This is a genomic window from Treponema berlinense, assembly GCF_052273165.1.
Classification (GTDB): domain Bacteria; phylum Spirochaetota; class Spirochaetia; order Treponematales; family Treponemataceae; genus Treponema_D; species Treponema_D berlinense_A.
The window spans coordinates 127,226-142,983 of the sequence record NZ_DAVZIU010000001.1; the positions used below are offsets into that span (position 1 = coordinate 127,226).

The 15,758-nt window shown below is 39.4% G+C and carries 14 protein-coding genes; 4 read left to right on the forward strand and 10 right to left on the reverse strand.

The features are described from left to right. The first annotated feature begins 64 nt into the window (after positions 1-64). Positions 65-664, forward strand: a complete 600-nt coding sequence (locus ACT6XC_RS00575) for a shikimate kinase (protein ID WP_443740468.1) — start codon at positions 65-67, stop codon at positions 662-664. A gap of 11 nt (positions 665-675) precedes the next feature. Here ACT6XC_RS00575 and ACT6XC_RS00580 read toward each other — a convergent pair whose 3' ends face one another. The 5 genes from ACT6XC_RS00580 to ACT6XC_RS00600 all read right to left on the reverse strand — a co-directional run bounded on the left by ACT6XC_RS00580 (position 676) and on the right by ACT6XC_RS00600 (position 8,855). Beyond that, on the reverse strand, positions 676-1,224 hold the full coding sequence (locus tag ACT6XC_RS00580) for an FKBP-type peptidyl-prolyl cis-trans isomerase (protein ID WP_443740469.1): 549 nt from the start codon (positions 1,222-1,224) through the stop codon (positions 676-678). A gap of 9 nt (positions 1,225-1,233) precedes the next feature. Further along, positions 1,234-3,018: a GGDEF domain-containing protein gene (locus tag ACT6XC_RS00585; protein WP_443740470.1), complete on the reverse strand. Its 1,785-nt coding sequence runs from the start codon at positions 3,016-3,018 to the stop codon at positions 1,234-1,236. Positions 3,019-3,070: 52 nt separating this feature from the next. Next, a complete protein-coding gene (locus tag ACT6XC_RS00590) occupies positions 3,071-4,825 on the reverse strand; it encodes a cation:proton antiporter domain-containing protein (RefSeq protein ID WP_443740471.1) in 1,755 nt (584 codons plus the stop codon). 165 nt (positions 4,826-4,990) lie between these two features. Continuing rightward, complete coding sequence (locus ACT6XC_RS00595) at positions 4,991-7,135, reverse strand: flagellar assembly lytic transglycosylase (protein ID WP_443740524.1); 2,145 nt, start codon at positions 7,133-7,135, stop codon at positions 4,991-4,993. Positions 7,136-7,181: 46 nt separating this feature from the next. Next, positions 7,182-8,855, reverse strand: coding sequence for a LysM peptidoglycan-binding domain-containing protein (locus ACT6XC_RS00600; RefSeq protein WP_443740472.1), 1,674 nt, complete (start codon positions 8,853-8,855; stop codon positions 7,182-7,184). Between the two features lie 322 nt (positions 8,856-9,177). Between ACT6XC_RS00600 and ACT6XC_RS00605 the strand changes: the two genes are divergently transcribed. Continuing rightward, positions 9,178-9,576, forward strand: coding sequence for a Fur family transcriptional regulator (locus ACT6XC_RS00605; RefSeq protein WP_443738257.1), 399 nt, complete (start codon positions 9,178-9,180; stop codon positions 9,574-9,576). Between the two features lie 64 nt (positions 9,577-9,640). After that, positions 9,641-10,183 carry a rubrerythrin gene (gene rbr / locus ACT6XC_RS00610; RefSeq protein ID WP_443740473.1) on the forward strand — a complete coding sequence of 181 codons (543 nt, stop codon included), beginning with the start codon at positions 9,641-9,643 and terminating at the stop codon, positions 10,181-10,183. Positions 10,184-10,245: 62 nt separating this feature from the next. On the opposite strand, the gene ACT6XC_RS00615 is transcribed toward rbr, so the two are convergent. Further along, positions 10,246-11,607, reverse strand: coding sequence for a PFL family protein (locus ACT6XC_RS00615; RefSeq protein WP_443738255.1), 1,362 nt, complete (start codon positions 11,605-11,607; stop codon positions 10,246-10,248). Between the two features lie 258 nt (positions 11,608-11,865). On the opposite strand from ACT6XC_RS00615, the gene ACT6XC_RS00620 reads away from it, so the two are divergent. Next, positions 11,866-12,036, forward strand: a complete 171-nt coding sequence (locus ACT6XC_RS00620) for a hypothetical protein (protein WP_443738254.1) — start codon at positions 11,866-11,868, stop codon at positions 12,034-12,036. Positions 12,037-12,147: 111 nt separating this feature from the next. On the opposite strand, the gene rsmG is transcribed toward ACT6XC_RS00620, so the two are convergent. The 4 genes from rsmG to ACT6XC_RS00640 all read right to left on the reverse strand — a co-directional run bounded on the left by rsmG (position 12,148) and on the right by ACT6XC_RS00640 (position 15,686). Beyond that, positions 12,148-12,876, reverse strand: coding sequence for a 16S rRNA (guanine(527)-N(7))-methyltransferase RsmG (gene rsmG / locus ACT6XC_RS00625; RefSeq protein ID WP_443740474.1), 729 nt, complete (start codon positions 12,874-12,876; stop codon positions 12,148-12,150). A 75-nt stretch (positions 12,877-12,951) separates the two neighbouring features. Beyond that, the gene (locus tag ACT6XC_RS00630) at positions 12,952-13,950 is read right to left on the reverse strand and encodes a hypothetical protein (protein WP_443740475.1); all 999 of its coding nucleotides are present in this window, start codon (positions 13,948-13,950) and stop codon (positions 12,952-12,954) included. Continuing rightward, complete coding sequence (locus tag ACT6XC_RS00635; RefSeq protein ID WP_078931034.1) at positions 13,937-14,737, reverse strand: hypothetical protein; 801 nt, start codon at positions 14,735-14,737, stop codon at positions 13,937-13,939. Before ACT6XC_RS00635 ends, ACT6XC_RS00630 begins: the two co-directional genes overlap by 14 nt. Positions 14,738-14,945: 208 nt before the next feature. Further along, positions 14,946-15,686 (reverse strand): RsmE family RNA methyltransferase, encoded by a 741-nt coding sequence (locus ACT6XC_RS00640; protein ID WP_443740476.1) that lies wholly within the window; start codon positions 15,684-15,686, stop codon positions 14,946-14,948. Positions 15,687-15,758 lie beyond the last annotated feature (72 nt).

A 15,758-nucleotide genomic window follows, 5' to 3' on the forward strand; every position in this document is an offset into this window, starting at 1 on the left:
ATATAATAAAAATATAATAATAAACCTTAAAAATTGCAATTTTTAAATCCAAGGTAATAAATTTATGAAAGAATGTATAGTTTTAATGGGAATAAAGCATTGCGGAAAGTCAACGCAGGCAAATTTTTTGTCAAAATATTTTAAAATTCCTTCTTTTGATACAGATGATTTGATTTTTGAATTAACTGGAAAAACTCCCCGCCAAATTTACACAGAATGCGGAGAAGAAGGTTTAAAAAATGCAGAAAAAAGCGCGTGTATTGAATTAAAAAAACGCCTGGAAAAAATTCAGAAGAATGAAAATTCAAAAAATTATATTGCTGTAGTAGCAACTGGCGGAGGAATTTGCAATAATGCCGAAGCAATAAAAATTTTAAGCGAAATTGGAATTCTTGTTTTTTTGAATGCCGATGAGCGGACGGCTGCAAACCGCATTGTAAAGGAAGTAAAAATTGATGTCGACGGAAAACTTTTTAATCTTCCAGCGTACATTGCAAAAGAAAACCCGCGCACAATAAACGATGTACGGGAAAGTTTTCATAAATTTTATGTTGAACGACAGAAAATTTACCGTTCAATCTGTAATATCTCTGTTGATATGAAAAATGTGCCAAAAAGCGAAAACTGCGACTCGATTATCGAGTCGCTTTCAAAAATAGAATAAAGGCTTCGCAATTATTCTTCGCAGTCGCCGCAACTTCCGCAGCCACCGTTGCTGCATCCGCTGCCACAACCACCGCAACTTCCGCCGCAGCCACCACAACCTTCTGCTGTGTATGGAGCAATTTCCTCTTCAGTTGCGTCACGAACGTCAACAACTTCGACATCAAAATGCAAATTTTTGCCAGCAAGTTCGTGGTTTGAATCGATTGTGATATTTTCTGGAGTAACATTTGTAACTGTAACGAGCATTGCCCCAGTTGGAGTGTCTGCCTGAAATTTCTGGCCAACTTCGATTTCTACGCTTGTGTCAAAACGGTCGCGTGGAACTTCTACGACATATTCTGGTCTGTATTCGCCATAACCGTCTTTTGGTTCAATTACTGCAGAAAATTTGTCGCCTTTTTCGCGGTTTTCAAGTTCACGTTCCATTCCAGGAATAAGCATTCCTACGCCGTGCAAATATTCAAGGGCTTCTTTTCCTTCAGAAGAATCGATTACGTTTCCATCGTCGTCTTTGAGAGTGTAATGGATTTTTACCATTTTATTCTTTTCGATTTTCATGATTTTTCCTTAAAAGATTATTTTTTGTGGGTTCCTATTATACAAAAGATTTAATGTACTGGCAAACATTGCAATACAGTTTGTTTCGTACTCTGCCCACAACTGCGAAATTTTTGTGTGATTAAAGGTTATAAGAGCTTTTATGTTTTCGTCTGTTCCTAAAATACATTGCGCTGTAGATTTTATGCCAGAAAGTTCCATTTCCTGCCTGAATCTTGAATTGGTTTCGAGAGTGCTTTCAATAAAACTGTTTGTAAAATAATTTTTTCCGCAGAGGAGCTTCTTAAATTCTGTACTTTTTGCGTAGTTTGCGTTTTGATGATTAACAAGTTTTTTTCCGAGAGAAAATTCGGCCGTTAAATCCTCGCCGGCAAAAATTGTTATGTTGTCCAGATTAAATGTTTCTTTTAAGTGAATTAAAATCCGTTCAACAGCTTCTTTTGGAGCAACCGCAATGTCCTGCATAAATTCTGCCATGTATTTTAATTCCTGAACTTCGCGGTCAGCATATTTTACAATATCGTTTGCCTGAACAGATATTCGGAAAAGATCCGCGTGTAAGTCGTCGCGAAAAAATACATATCTGTTCCGGCCTTTGTCCTTTGCCCGATAAAGACTAAAATCCGCCTTTTTAAAAAGTTCATCGTAAGAATTTCCGTTTTTAGGAAAAACTGCGCAACCAATTGAACAGGAAATTGAAATATCGTCGAATTTTCCAGCAAATTCATTTTTGATTTTTAAGAGAATTGAATGCAAAAATCCGCGCAAAATCGTTTCATTTTTCATTCCGTAAGAAACAATTAAAAATTCATCGCCACCGTAACGCCCCACAAGGCCTCGTTCACCGATTATTTCTTTTAGAATTTCTCCAGTTCTCGAAAGAACCTTGTCGCCTGCCAGATGTCCAAAAGTGTCGTTTACAGGCTTAAAGTGATCGAGATCCATAATCACAAGCGCAGAATTTTCTTTTTTGTGCTCTTCAAAGACTCTTTTTGCGTACGTTGTAATCGTTTCTTTGTTAAAAAGTTTTGTGAGAGAATCCGTATGCAGCTGCTCGATTATGTACTTTTGCTGGCGGAACTGTTCGGCATTTTCTTTAAGGACAATTCTTCCTACGACCGTCAATTCGCCGTTAGAAACAAAACGGATTCCCAAAAAATAAAGGTTTTCGAGAATTTCCGGGTTATTTGTGCGGAGAGAAGTGTAAAAACTTGCATTTATTTCCTTTGGACAGGTTTTTACTTCTTCAATAAAATTTAAAAAGGCAGATTCCTGATTTTCTGGAATAAATTTTTGTTCAAGGCAGTATTTTTTCCATTCATCAATATCACATTCATAAAGGATATTTTTTTTGTTGTTGTAGAATTGCGTGATTTTTATAAAATTGTCATTTTCGTGGTAAGAAAAAGTGCAGTCGTTTGGAATGCTCAGAGCGTAAATAAGTTCGTCTGTGTCGTTATTTTGTTTTTTTATGAATTTTATGCACTGTTCAATATCAATCATTTTGAGACAGACAGATTTTTGTCCTTTAAAAATACTGTCGTATGCCGTAACAAAATTTGTTTTTAATGTGCGGTAATTCTTTTTGAATTTTAGAAGCTTGTATTTGTTCTGTTTATTTTCTGAGAGAAGAAATTTTTTTAGCGGACTTAAACTTCCTGTTCCTGTAAAATCTTCAATTGATTTTACGTCGTGACCTACGGCATCAAAATAGACATAAAATTCACGGTTTGCATCGAGAATTTCGAAATTCTCATTAAGATATACGCATTTTATGTCTATTTTATTACTCATTTTTTTTTGTCCGAACTCTAGTTTAACATGTTGTTATAAAAAAGACAATTTTCTATGCCATTGCTGCGAGTTTGTGCTCAAGGGCAACAATTCTCTGGTGCAGATAATGGTCTACAGCATATTTTTCCAGAATTCCGAGTGGTTTTCCATCTTTGTCCACAATGCTGATTGCGTCAGTGTCGTAGTCGTCAAAAAGTTTGTATGTTTCTGGAAGCGGAGTGTCTGGAGTGCAGGTTAGAGCCGGCTTATCCATAATATCCATCGAAAGCATATAACTGCCCATTTCGCCGATTTGCATGGCTTCTTTTATGTGTTCAAGGCTTATCTGGCCGGCAATTTTTCCGTCTGAACCGCGGACTGCATAATTCATATTTGAATGCTGACTGAATGAATTGATGATTTGTCCGACCATGTCAGTTTCGTTTACAATCGCATAATTGTCTGGCGAGCAGATTTTTTCGCCTTCAACCTCTACGTCTTTTACAAGAGTTGTCTTTATTAAATCTTCGGCCGTCACGTCTAGACCAGCTTCTCCCGCTTTTGTGATTCCATAGCGGACGCAGATAGGTCCAATTATCTGAACGATAAATGTTGTTGCCGTAATAATAAGCATGATTTCGCCACCGATTGTGTCTGCAAAATCACGGCCTGCCGATGTGCTTAAACCGATTGCAACTCCAGCCTGGCTCAAAAGACAGTACGGAAGATACTTTCGGACTGTGTCTGGCGCCTTTGTAAGGCGTGCTCCGAGTCTTGAACCGATTGTTTTTCCTAAGGTTCGTCCTCCAATGTAGAGAATTGCAATCACTATAAAAAGCGGTTTTAACTGCCAAACGTTGAGTTTTGCGCCTACGTTTACAAAGAAAAGAACGTAAATCGGCGGAGTGTATTTGTCTACGAGCTTGAACATGTTTTTGACTTTTGGAAGCGAAAAGTTCGTAACGTAAAAGCCGATTGTCATGGCCGCCATAATGTGGTCAAATTTTAACAAAACAGGTCCAGCGGTAAAGTGGGCGAGAGAGCAGATTCCTGTTGAAAGAAACAAAAGTCCAAGACTAAACCCCAAAACCCGGGCGTCGTCGCTCATCATTCCTGTAATGATTTTTGTAAGGATAAATCCGATCACAAGTCCCAATGCGATTGAACCGAAAATTTCAAAAGCAATTGAACCCAACTGTGCAAGAACTGGAACTGAACGGCCTTCGAGGAGAGGCGAGGCGATTGCTGTTGCAATTGTGTATGCAACAAGGGCAAAACCGTCGTCCATTGCAACAATGCCGAGCGTTGTTGTTGTTACAGGACCTTTTGTTCTGTATTCTTTTAGAACGTCGGTTGTTGCTGCTGGAGCTGTTGCCGTACAGATTGCGCCGAGCAAAAGTCCGAGACTAAGAGAATAGGTTGTATTTTTTGTGATTATAAAAGTTGCGCCTCCGACGAGAACTGCAACGACAAAAAACGGAACGGTTGTTTCGCCGAGGAGAATTCCGATGAACTGTTTGCCATATTTTTTTATAACGTCGATTTTGAGCTCTGCGCCGACCAAAAAACCAATAAGCGAAAGTGCGATTGTGTTGATTGGATCGAGAGAATTTATAAGTTTGTCTCCGAGAATTTTAAATCCAGAAGAACCGATTATGATTCCGATTACGATGTAACCGACAACCTGCGGAATTTTGAGTTTTTGAAAAAGTCTTCCACCAAAGGAACCAAAAAAAATCATCAATCCTAAAAGGAATACGATTTGACCGCCCTGCAAGTTTAAAAAGTGCATTTGTGCAGGAAGAACGCCAGCCAATGGATTTTGCATAATTTACCTCGGGTTTTTATTATAGTGAATTGATGAAGGTTGTGCAAAAAATAACGGACAAGGGGCTGGAGCACCGCCAAAGGCGTCGTTTTGCGCAGCAAAATGATGGAGCGCACAGACGCGTAAGTGCGCAAGACCCGGTTTTTGCGAAGCAAAAATGGCCCCTTATTTAAAAAGTTCTCTTACGGTTTGTGCTGGAGTGATTTCGTAGTACAAAAATCCGTACATTGCGGCGGCTCCAACGAGTTTTCGGCCGTATTCGCGTGTTTCCTGGAATGGAAGCGTTTCTAAAAACAAATCCATGCTCATTTTTGGAGGGCGTTTCCAGCGACGGACATTTGTGAGTCCTGCGTTGTATGCAAAAAGTGCGGAGAGAATTGATTTATTTTCTGAGCGTTCAATAAGGTTTGCAAAATAATGGCTTCCGAGGCGGATATTTGTCTGAGGGTCAAGAATATTGTAATTCGGAGGCAATTTTAGTTTTCGTGCTTCGTCTGCGGCGGTCGAAGGCATAAGCTGTGTTAAACCGCGTGCGCCTGCTGAACTTCCTGCTTTTGCGTCAAAAAAACTTTCGCTTCGGATTAAAGCGTACAAAACTGGTTCTGAAATTTTGTTTTCGGCACAGGCGGCTTCGACAAAATTAGAATAAAATCTTGGAAAATTTAATTCTAAAAGTTCGTAAGGAATTTTTCCTGACCAGGAAGTTTTTGTTCTGGCGGCAACTCTCAGGCTCTGAACTGAATAACTGCTGTCAAATTTTCCACATTCGTTTAAAAAACGGCTTGCCTGAATGTTTGCGTCCATGCTCAAAACGGTTCTGTCTTTGAGCCACTGTGGATAAATTTTTTGAGGAAAGCCGTAGGCGGCGTAGCCTGCAAGCAAAATTTGAGAATCCTTGTCTTCTGTAAAAGTTTTTTCTATTCCGCCGGAACATAAAATGTCTGTCACATAAGTTTTGTCGACAATGTTCATTCTTTCGATTGCACAGACTTTGTAGTAAAGACTTGAATTTCCGCTCAAAACGCGGGTGTAGGCGGCAACGGCTTCTTTTGTTTTTGGAGTGCCGTCGGTCTCGCCGTAGCCCTCTTCTAAAATTCTGCCAGAAATATATGCGTATTTGCAGGCGGTTTCTTCGGAAGCGCGACTGTCAATAAGTTTCCAGACATTGTAAAAATCCTGCCATTTTTCGTGCCTTAAAAGGAGGACTGAAAAATTGTCAAAAAAATCGTCAAACCAGGCTCTGTTGTAAATCCGTTCAGAATATTTTTTTAAGGTTGATATTATTTCGTCGGTCGACATTCTGAGCTGCATATTCAAAAGGTACCAGAGAGCATTGTCGAAGCGTTCGCTATCGGTTGTGCAGTCGAGTGCGGATTTAAAGCGCTGGACTGATTTTTCCTGAAAACGTCCGGCCCTGTCGTAAAGCCTTGCCGCGTAAAAATATGCGCAGTATGCAAGTTCGTAAAGGTTTTGCGCTGAATCTTGCGTTTCGGCTTGAGATAAAAGTTTTCTTGCTTGCAGAACAAAATCTGATGCAAGCAATTCAAAATTCTGCGCGGTTATCTTAAAGTCGCTCGTGCCGTAAAGGGCTGCTTTTCCAATATCGCTCAAAATCTGATAATGCGGCTGGGAATTTTGATTTTTGTAGAGATTTAGAATATTTTGGATTTCGTTGAATGCAGTCGTATAATTTCTGTTAAAAACCAAAATTCTAAAATTCATAATCTGAATATCTTCCGGCAAATCCTGAGTTTTTGCGGAATTTAAAATATTTTCGGCCTTTGAAGAATTGCTGAGAGTTTTTAAGTATTCGTTATAAAAAGTTATATGCGTCTGAGTGAGAGGACGCGAAGTAAACCATTCAAAAAGTTCATTTTTTAGGCGGACGTCTTTTTTTTTGAGCAGACTTTTGAGCCTGAGTTCAACGAGTTTTTCCGGGGCGGTCTTAAGGTTTATTTTTGAAGTTGATGAAATTATGTGGGAAAATTCATTCTGTCCAAAGAAAATTTCTGCACTTGTAAGAAGAGCCTGCTCGTCGCCGTATTTTGTCTCGAGAATTTTTGCTGCACGGTTTCGTTCTGTCACGTTTCCGAGCAAGGTTAAATTTTCTGCGGAAAGACGGGCAATTTTTGGGTTTGATTTTTTTGTACTTTCCTTAAAAAGGCGGATGGCGTTTTTTTCGTCATTTTGTTCAAGCGCTTTTAAAGCCATAAAATAGGCGTCGTTGCCGCCAAACTGCTTTTTTAAGGACGAAGCGCGTGAGTCCTTGCAAGAGGAAAAAAGTGTAAAACATAAAAAAGCCACCAGCATAGACCGATGGCTTGAAAATTTTGATTTATTCAAGTTTGTGCTCAACTTATTCAACCGGAATTAAAATATCTGTGCCAGAAATAATCAAGTCAGGATTCTTGATTTTATTATATCTTGCAATTTTTTTATACCGCCATGGATTTTTGTAATAGGCGTCAGAAATATCCCACAAAGTGTCGCCCCAGCGAATCCTGTATTTTATGTCTTTTGCTTTTTCGACAGGTTTTGGAGCCGGTGGAACAGGAACAACAACTTCCGGTTCAGGAGCAACTACGACAGTATCTTCGACCGCTTCTGGAGCAGGTTCGGGTTTAGCTGCAACTTCTTCGTTTTGAATGTCCTGTTGAATATCGGAATCCTTAGTTTGAGAATTATTTTCCGACAAAATTTCAGTCGGCTCTTTTTCTTTGTGATTTTTGAGCAGGTTGTATTTTGAAGGAACTACAAAAAGAATAAGCAAGGTTGCAATTACACAAATTATTGCGCACACAACGCAGATTATTACCGGAACGCGGGTTTTCTTTTCTGCTTCTTCTTCCTCGTCATAAGAATTGTTTTTTCCGTCCAAAGTTTCCTTGTCGTAAAGGTCAGAAAAATCCATTGCCGGACTGGCAGAAGCAACTGGAGAATCAAGAGCCGAAGTGTCAAAATCGAGCTCGTTGTTAGTTGAATCGAGGTTTGTTTCGTTAAAAACAGGATCGTTCTTAAAAGCTGGATCATCAAAATAACCGCTCAACCCCTCAGGTTTTGCCGAATTTTCGGTAACGGTTTCGTCAAAATCTGGAAGTTCAAAGTCTTCTGATTTTAAGCCAGAAAAATCGTCATTTTTCAAATCTGCAAAATCATCGTCCTTCAAACCTGAAAAATTGTCGTCAGTTTTGGAATCCAAACTGTCTTCTGGAACTTCTGGCAGTTCAGAATTGTCCGCAACGTCAAAATTATCAGCTTCTTTAGTTTTTTCAGAAGTTTCGTCAAAATCAGGAATTTCAAATTTTTCGGAAACAAGATTGCTATCGTCCGCTTTTTCTTCGGCTGGAGCGTCAATTTTTGTATCAAAAGCAGGTTCGTCTTCAGCCTTAAAACCTTCTGCCTGTGGTTCATCGTTTTTAGAATCCGGATTGACTTCTGCAACGTCGTTTTCTAGTTCGCTGTCAAAACTAAACGGAACTGTTTCAAATTCAAGTTCTTCAGGTTTTCCTTCCTGTTCGTATTTTTCAGGTTCCGAAAAGTCTGAATTTTCGACAGTTTCTGCTACAAAATCATCTTCTGCAAAAGTTGGTTCGTCAAGGCCAGCAGCAATTTCTGGAATTTCGTCAATTTTTGCTTGTTCGGCGCTGTCTTTTTGTTCTTCTGAAAGTTCAAAATTGGCAGGATTTGCGCGTTCAGCGAGCGTTCGGCTTACGAGAGTAACGCTTGTTTCGCTTTTACGACCAGTTTCTTCATCAATCACTTTTGCATCGAGTTCATTTTTTTCGTTTAAGGCAACAGAAAGGTGCAGGTCAGCTTCGCCATTTGGATGCGGAACAAGATTGGAAACTTCCAGGGTATCAACATATTGAGCATCTTCCATTGAACCACTTTCAGAACGGTACAAGTCAATCTGAACTTTTGTCTGTCCGTCTTTTACAGTTGTTAAATCGAGCTGGTAAGTTTTTGCAGTTCCTTCTTCAAGAATTGGATAAAAAGAACCGTCTGCAAGTTTAATACCGATTGTCTTCATAAATTACCTCGAAAAAAAAGCGGCCAAAAAAGGCTATTCAATTAAAGTTTCGGCAAAAAAAACAAAAACCAATAGAGATTTAAAATTTTTTTGCGATTTTGGAGCGCAATTTGCTCACAAACCGGCTCTTACTGCAAGTCCTCCTTCGCTTCGCTCTGTCCGGTCTTTCCGTGCGATCCGGGCTAAGGAAAAACTTAAATCTTCCATAAATATTATAAAGCTGAACATTGATTTTAGCGAAATTTTTAAAAAAAATAAAATTGTCGCTATTAAGACTTATTACTATTTACAAAACATTTTTTTGTGTTATAATAAGTCTATAATGACAGTTCGAAACACAAAACAGAGGGATTTGGTTGCAAAACTTATGCAGAATAATTTTTCTCATCCGACTGCCGACGAAATTTACGAAAATGCGAGGTTAGAGAATCCGCATATCAGTCGAGGTACGGTTTACAGAAATTTAAATTTTCTGGCAGAGAGTGGAGCAATTCAAAAAATTGTTGTGCCAAACGGCGCTGATCATTTCGACAGCACTCTTGAAACGCATTATCATTTTAGTTGCAGTGTTTGCGGAAAAATGTTCGATGTTCCGCGCAATGTTACCTTAGAAATTCATAATGCAGTTGAAGAAATGCAAAATCAGGGTTTTTCTATCGAAGGACACAATTTAATTTTTACAGGAATTTGTCCTGAATGTAGAAAAAACGAGCAGAACTGACGGATGTGCTTTTTGGGCGCTTAAACTTTTCAAAAAATTCCATAAAAAAAGGAGAAACAGTCAAATGGAAAACATTAAAGGAACACAGACAGAAAAAAATCTTCAGACAGCGTTTGCTGGAGAATCACAGGCAAGAAACAAGTACACTTATTTTGCAAGCAAGGCACGTAAAGAAGGTTTTGAACAGATTGCAGATATTTTTGAAGAAACTGCGCGCAACGAAAAAGAACATGCAAAAATCTGGTTCAAACTTCTCAATGGTGGCGAGATCGGCACAACTGCAGAAAACTTAAAGGCAGCTGCAGAAGGCGAAAATTATGAATGGACAGACATGTATGCTGATTTTGCAAAAACAGCAAAAGAAGAAGGGTTTGGAAGAATTGCAAAACTTTTCGAAATGGTTGGCGAAATCGAAAAACATCACGAAGAGCGCTACCTCAAACTTTTGAACAATGTTGAAAAAGAACTTGTGTTCAGCAAAGACGGAGATGCAATCTGGCAGTGCGCAAACTGCGGTCATATCGTAGTAGGCAAAAAAGCGCCAGTAGTTTGTCCTGTTTGTGCTCATCCTCAGAGTTTCTTTCAGGTAGAAGCAGTAAACTACTAAAAACAAACAAAAATCCCTGCCAGATTTTCCAAATCAGGCAGGGATTTTTATGCATATTTTTCCTAGTTTCTAAAACTATGGATAGGAGCTGGAATTCTTCCTCCGCGGTTTATAAAGTCGGCGCAGCCAAATTTGCTTACCGGCATTACAGGGCAGCCGCCCAAAAGACCGCCAAATTCCACCCATTCTCCCGCCTTTTTGCCAGGAGCCGGAATCAAACGTACAGCCGTAGTCTTTGAGTTTACCATTCCAATTGCAAATTCGTCCGCCATAATTCCGCTGATTGTCGTTGCAGGAGTGTCGCCTGGAATTGCAATCATATCAAGTCCGACAGAACAAACTGTCGTCATAGCTTCAAGTTTTTCAAGACAGATAGAATTTTGTTTTACAGCGTTAATCATGCCTTCGTCTTCCGAAACAGGAATAAATGCTCCAGAAAGTCCGCCGACGCTTGTCGAAGCCATAACTCCGCCTTTTTTTACCATGTCGGTGAGCATTGCAAGTGCAGCCGTCGTTCCTGGACAACCAACGCCTTCAAGACCAATTTCTTCAAGAATCCGCGCAACCGAGTCTCCAACTTCCGGAGTAGGAGCAAGAGAAAGGTCGAGAATGCCAAAGTCAACGCCAAGACGTTTTGCCGCCTCAGTTCCCACAAGCTGGCCAAGACGCGTAATCTTAAACGCCATTTTTTTAATTCCCTCGGCAAGTTCGTTAATTGGACGTCCTTTGTAGTCTTTAGCCGCGGCCAAAATAACGCCAGGACCAGAAACTCCAACGTTTATAACAGCATCTCCTTCGCCAGGACCGTGGAAAGCACCAGCCATAAACGGATTATCTTCCGGCGCATTGCAGAAAACAACGAGTTTAGAGCAGCCGTTAACCGCGCAATCTTTGCTTTCTTCGGCAGTTTTTTTGATAATTTCTCCCATCAGTTTAACTGCATCCATATTTATGCCAGATTTTGTCGAACCTACATTCACCGACGAACAAACAAAATTCGTTGTAGCAAGGGATTCCGGAATAGATTCAATTAAAATTCTGTCAGCAGGAGTAATTCCCTTTTGAACAAGCGCGCTAAAACCGCCGATAAAGTTTACTCCAAGTTCTTTTGCGCATTTATCGAGAGTGCGGCAATATTCAACGTAAGAAGTCGCATTGCTCGCTCCAGCCACAAGAGAAATCGGCGTAACGGAAACACGTTTGTTTATGATTGGAATTCCAAATTCTTTTTCAATGTCCTGACCGGTTTTTACAAGATTTCCGGCTTTTTTCATAATTTTGTCGTAAATCTTCTGATTCGCTTTTTTTGCGTCCGAATCCGCACAGTCTAAAAGCGAGATTCCCATCGTAATGCAGCGCACGTCGAGCTTCTGCTGCATGAACATATTTACAGTTTCCTGAATTTCAACCGGTGTAAAGAGCATAATTCCTCCAAAATTTAGGGCGTTGCGTCGCTTTGCGCCGCCAGGCTTTTCATGGTTCCATTCTTCAAAAAACAGCGATTTCGACAGGCTCAACCGCCGTTTTTTGAAGAACGCTACGCGCCATTCCAATCCTTAACGCAAATCAATTTTATCTTAAAATACATTGTTGTTCAAATAAATGTCGTTTTTTCACACTTGACTGTAGTGCCTTCAAAAGTATATTATTACTCATACCCTTGGAAACTATAGGAGCTTTTTATGGCAGCAAACAATAAAGAAGGAAAAAAACTTAATCCTTTTGTAGAAGGCGTTCTTGGAGTTGCTTCTCTCGCATTGATTACAGTTGTAGGATTTTTTGTATTCTTCGCATTTGATATTCTCCTCTTGGATTTTGACCCAATCGGAAAACTCGTACAGTTGATTTTTTAATTTTTACTAAAAATCCGTAAGAAACTGAAAATTTGGCAAAAAACCGGCTCATTTTTTGAACCGGTTTTTTTTATTTACAGAAAATTCAATTCACTTCAAAAAATTACAAAATTATTTTTCAATAACGACAAGGTTTCGTTCGCGTTCTTCGCCTTCTTTTGTGTTTTCCGTCAAAAAAGGAACAGTCAGCTTTTCAATTACGTATTTTGGAGAAGAAGATTCCAGCGCTTCCATTTCTTCGCTTATTTTTTCGGCTTTTGCCTTGTAAGCTGCAAGTTTTCCGTTATCCTTTAAAATTCTTCGCAAAACTTTGAGCATTTTTTTGTCTAGTGGTCTAAACGCCCTAAAAACGCAAAGGTCAAAGCGTTTTTGAGCAAGTCTTTCCGCCTGATTTTCTTCGACCGTAACATTTTCAAGATTCAGTTTTTGTGCACAGGTCAAAAGAAAATTGCATCGTTTTGACATTCTTTCTACAAGCGTAAAATTTAAAGACGGAAAAGCGGTTGCTAGCGGAATTCCTGGAAGTCCTGCTCCAGAACCAATGTCCGCAAGCATAAGGTTATGGCAACCGAAAGAAAGTTCAGTTCCTGATTTTTCGACAAGACCAGCGCACAGGGCGGCGACTTTTTCTGCGCCGCTCAAACTGTCCAAAATGTGGCGGATTACAGTTTCGTCGTAGTCTTCTGTATTTATAAGGTCGAATTTTTCGTTAAATTCCAGAAGCGTTTTTATGTAAATGTCCATTTTTTCTTCAAGTTCCAGCAGCGGAAGCGTTTTTATTCCGCAAAAGTCGCCTTTTTCAAAACCGAGTTGGACAAGTCCTTCGTGAAGATAATTCATAAAATGCCTCTTTTGAATAAAAATTTTATTTTATAAAAAAAATAAAAATCGAAAACGAAATTCCAGATTCAGTTTTTACATGCTCAAAAGCAAATCCAGATTTGTTCCGTCTTTTTCCGCTTTTAGAGTTACAAGATTTCCTGTCTTGTAGGCGTAAAGTTCACCAAGCTGAGATATTTTGTACAGATACGACGAAGTGTTTTTTTCGGTTTGAGAAAGCGCCGTCGTTGCAGTAAATTTGTTGCTTCCGTTGGTTGCTCCATCCGCCTTAAACAAAATATAAAAAGTTTCCGAAAGATTTTTTCCGTTTAATTGATATTTGCAGTCGCCAGTCAACAAAAAAGTTCCGTCAATCTGTGGTTCAGAGAAAAAAACTGTCTTGCAGGCAGGTTTCAAGTTTTGTCCGTTTACCAAAAATCTCAAAATCGACTGATTTTTTTGAGGAGTTTTTAAGGCTTCGTTTTGAGCAAAAATTGACGCGTTTTGCGCAGAAACTCCAAAATTGCCAGTTTTGAGAGTCATATTTTTTAAGCCTTCAAGTTCCGAAAGAATTTGTTGCAAATAAATCGAATTTTGTGCGTCCAAAGTTAAATTTTTTGAAGAATTTAGCGAAGAACCGAGAATTGAAAGTCCAGAATTTTCGCTGGAAAGACCAGAAAGCCCTCCCAAAATCCCAAGACTGCTCAAATTTGAGAGGTCGCCTGCGGTAAGATAATTTTTTAATTCGGAAAGCTGAGCGTTTTTGTCGGAAAATGCCGTCGCTGTAGAGTTTTTTTCGGTTTCCAGATTTTTTGAACCTGAATCTTCATTTTTTGAAGAAGTTGTGTTTTTTGTACTGGAAAGCGCGTTTCTTCGTCCGCTGTAAAATTCCGCATTTCCCGGAATATAAAACCCTTTTCCGAGCGAAGGCGAAGAAATTGTCGGCATAGAAGTCGAAGGCATCTTCGGTTGAGCCGGAATTTCCAATTTTTTTTGAGCAGAATTCTCCTGAGCAAAAATTGGATTTTCAGTTTTTGCGCTGAGAGTCAAAACAAATACGGCAGATAAAAAAACAGTTTTTTTACAGATTTTCAAGGCTTTCTTCCACATATTGCAATCTCTGCTGAAGGGCAGTGATAGTTTTTTCCAGACGATTTTTTTCTTTTTCGAGTTTTTGTCTTGGATCGTCGTTTTTGTGCTGTTTCATAAGCTGGGCAACAGTGTCGGCAGGTTTTCCTTCAAGAATCTGCTGTTCTGCAGCCTGACGGTCTTCCGATTTTTTTATTGACGCAACTTTTTTCATATTGTCAAAGCCGATTGCCGGATTTACTTCCACCATTCCAACTTTTGTAATTTCCTTTGCAGTTGTGCGTGGCAGACACAAAACGCGGTCAAGATAATCTTCGTAACGAATATTTGACTTTTCGCAGAGAGCATGCGCCTGGCTCAAAAGCCTTCCAAATTCCTGCATCAATTTTCCGTTTACTTCTATATAGTCGCGACGAATTTTTTCAGTCAATTCCTTTAATTCAGGAGATTCTTCAATCGAAATCTTATAAATTCCAAGGCTTTCCGCTTTTTGTAGCAGGGCATGGAACTTAGCCCAAAACGCCGCATTGTGGGCTTTTCCACCAGCCATAATTTTTCCGCCGCTTTCGGCAAGTTTTTCTTCGTTTACAAGATGGTGGGTATATTCGTGAATCGCCGTATAAATAAGCTGATTGTCTTCCTTAAAATTTTTATTGTGCAGTAAAATTTCTCTGGTTTCCGGGTTGTAAAGTCCGTTTACCCTTGTCGATTCTTTTCCAGTCAAAATTACCTGAAAATCCAGTTCCGTCGGCTGAATTTCCAAAAGTTTTTGTTTAATAGTTTCGTTATCCATAAGTCGAATTATAGTCAAAAAATTTTAATTGGTCATTAAAAAAAATGCTCAAGACTTTCAAAAAATCAATTTTTAATTTTTGAATTTCGGGCCATTTTTGCTGCGCAAAAACCGGGCTTTTCGCACTTCCGCGTCTTCGCGCTCCATTGTTTTGCCCTGCAAAACAACGCCTTCGGCGGTGCTCCAATCCCTTGTCCAAATTTTGTATTTATTCCAAAAATCCCATCGAGTTTAAAATAATGCTTGCCGCAACGGTCGCTGCAGTTTCGGTTCTTAAAATTCTACATCCCATTGAGCAGAGCGTAAAATTGTTTTTTTCCAAAAGATCGCGCTCGTCGTCCGTCCATCCTCGTTCGCTTCCAATCGCTGCAACAATTTTTGCCGAACCTTCTTTTTCCAAAAAACTTCGTAAACTTTCTTTTGGGCGACGGTTGTCCAGGGCAATTAGTGAGGTTTCAAATTCGTTGTCGTTTTTTACAAGATTTATTGCTTCTGGAAGTGATTTTGCAACAACCAGTTTTGGAACATGGGTGCTTGCCGCCTGTGTTGTTCCGTCCAAGAGCATTTTGTATGCAGAGCCGTCAGAAACAACATTTGAGTCAAGATAAGATTTTTCGGTTAATTTAGTTCCAGTCAGAATAACTTTGCAGCAGCCAAGACCTGCAACATCGCGCAAAAGCCTTCGCAGCTGAATTGGACGCGGAAAACCAATAATCAAAGTGAGAGGATAAAGCGGTTTGCCACGGTTTTTTGGCACAAAAGAAAAACTGATTTGTCCGTCGCAAGAAATTTCTGTAATTTGAGCAATTCCTGCTGCGCCACCAATAATTCCTGCATCAAAAGTGTCGCCAGTCGTTTTGTGCAAAACTTTTATAATATGCTGTGCCCGTTCATCGTTTTTATTTAACGGTTTTGAAATTTCTTCACTCGTAAAAAGGCAAATGTTCATAAAAATTCCTGTTGTCTAAGAAATTTCTTAGAATGACCTAATTTTAGATTTTTTTTATAGATTTTACAACGA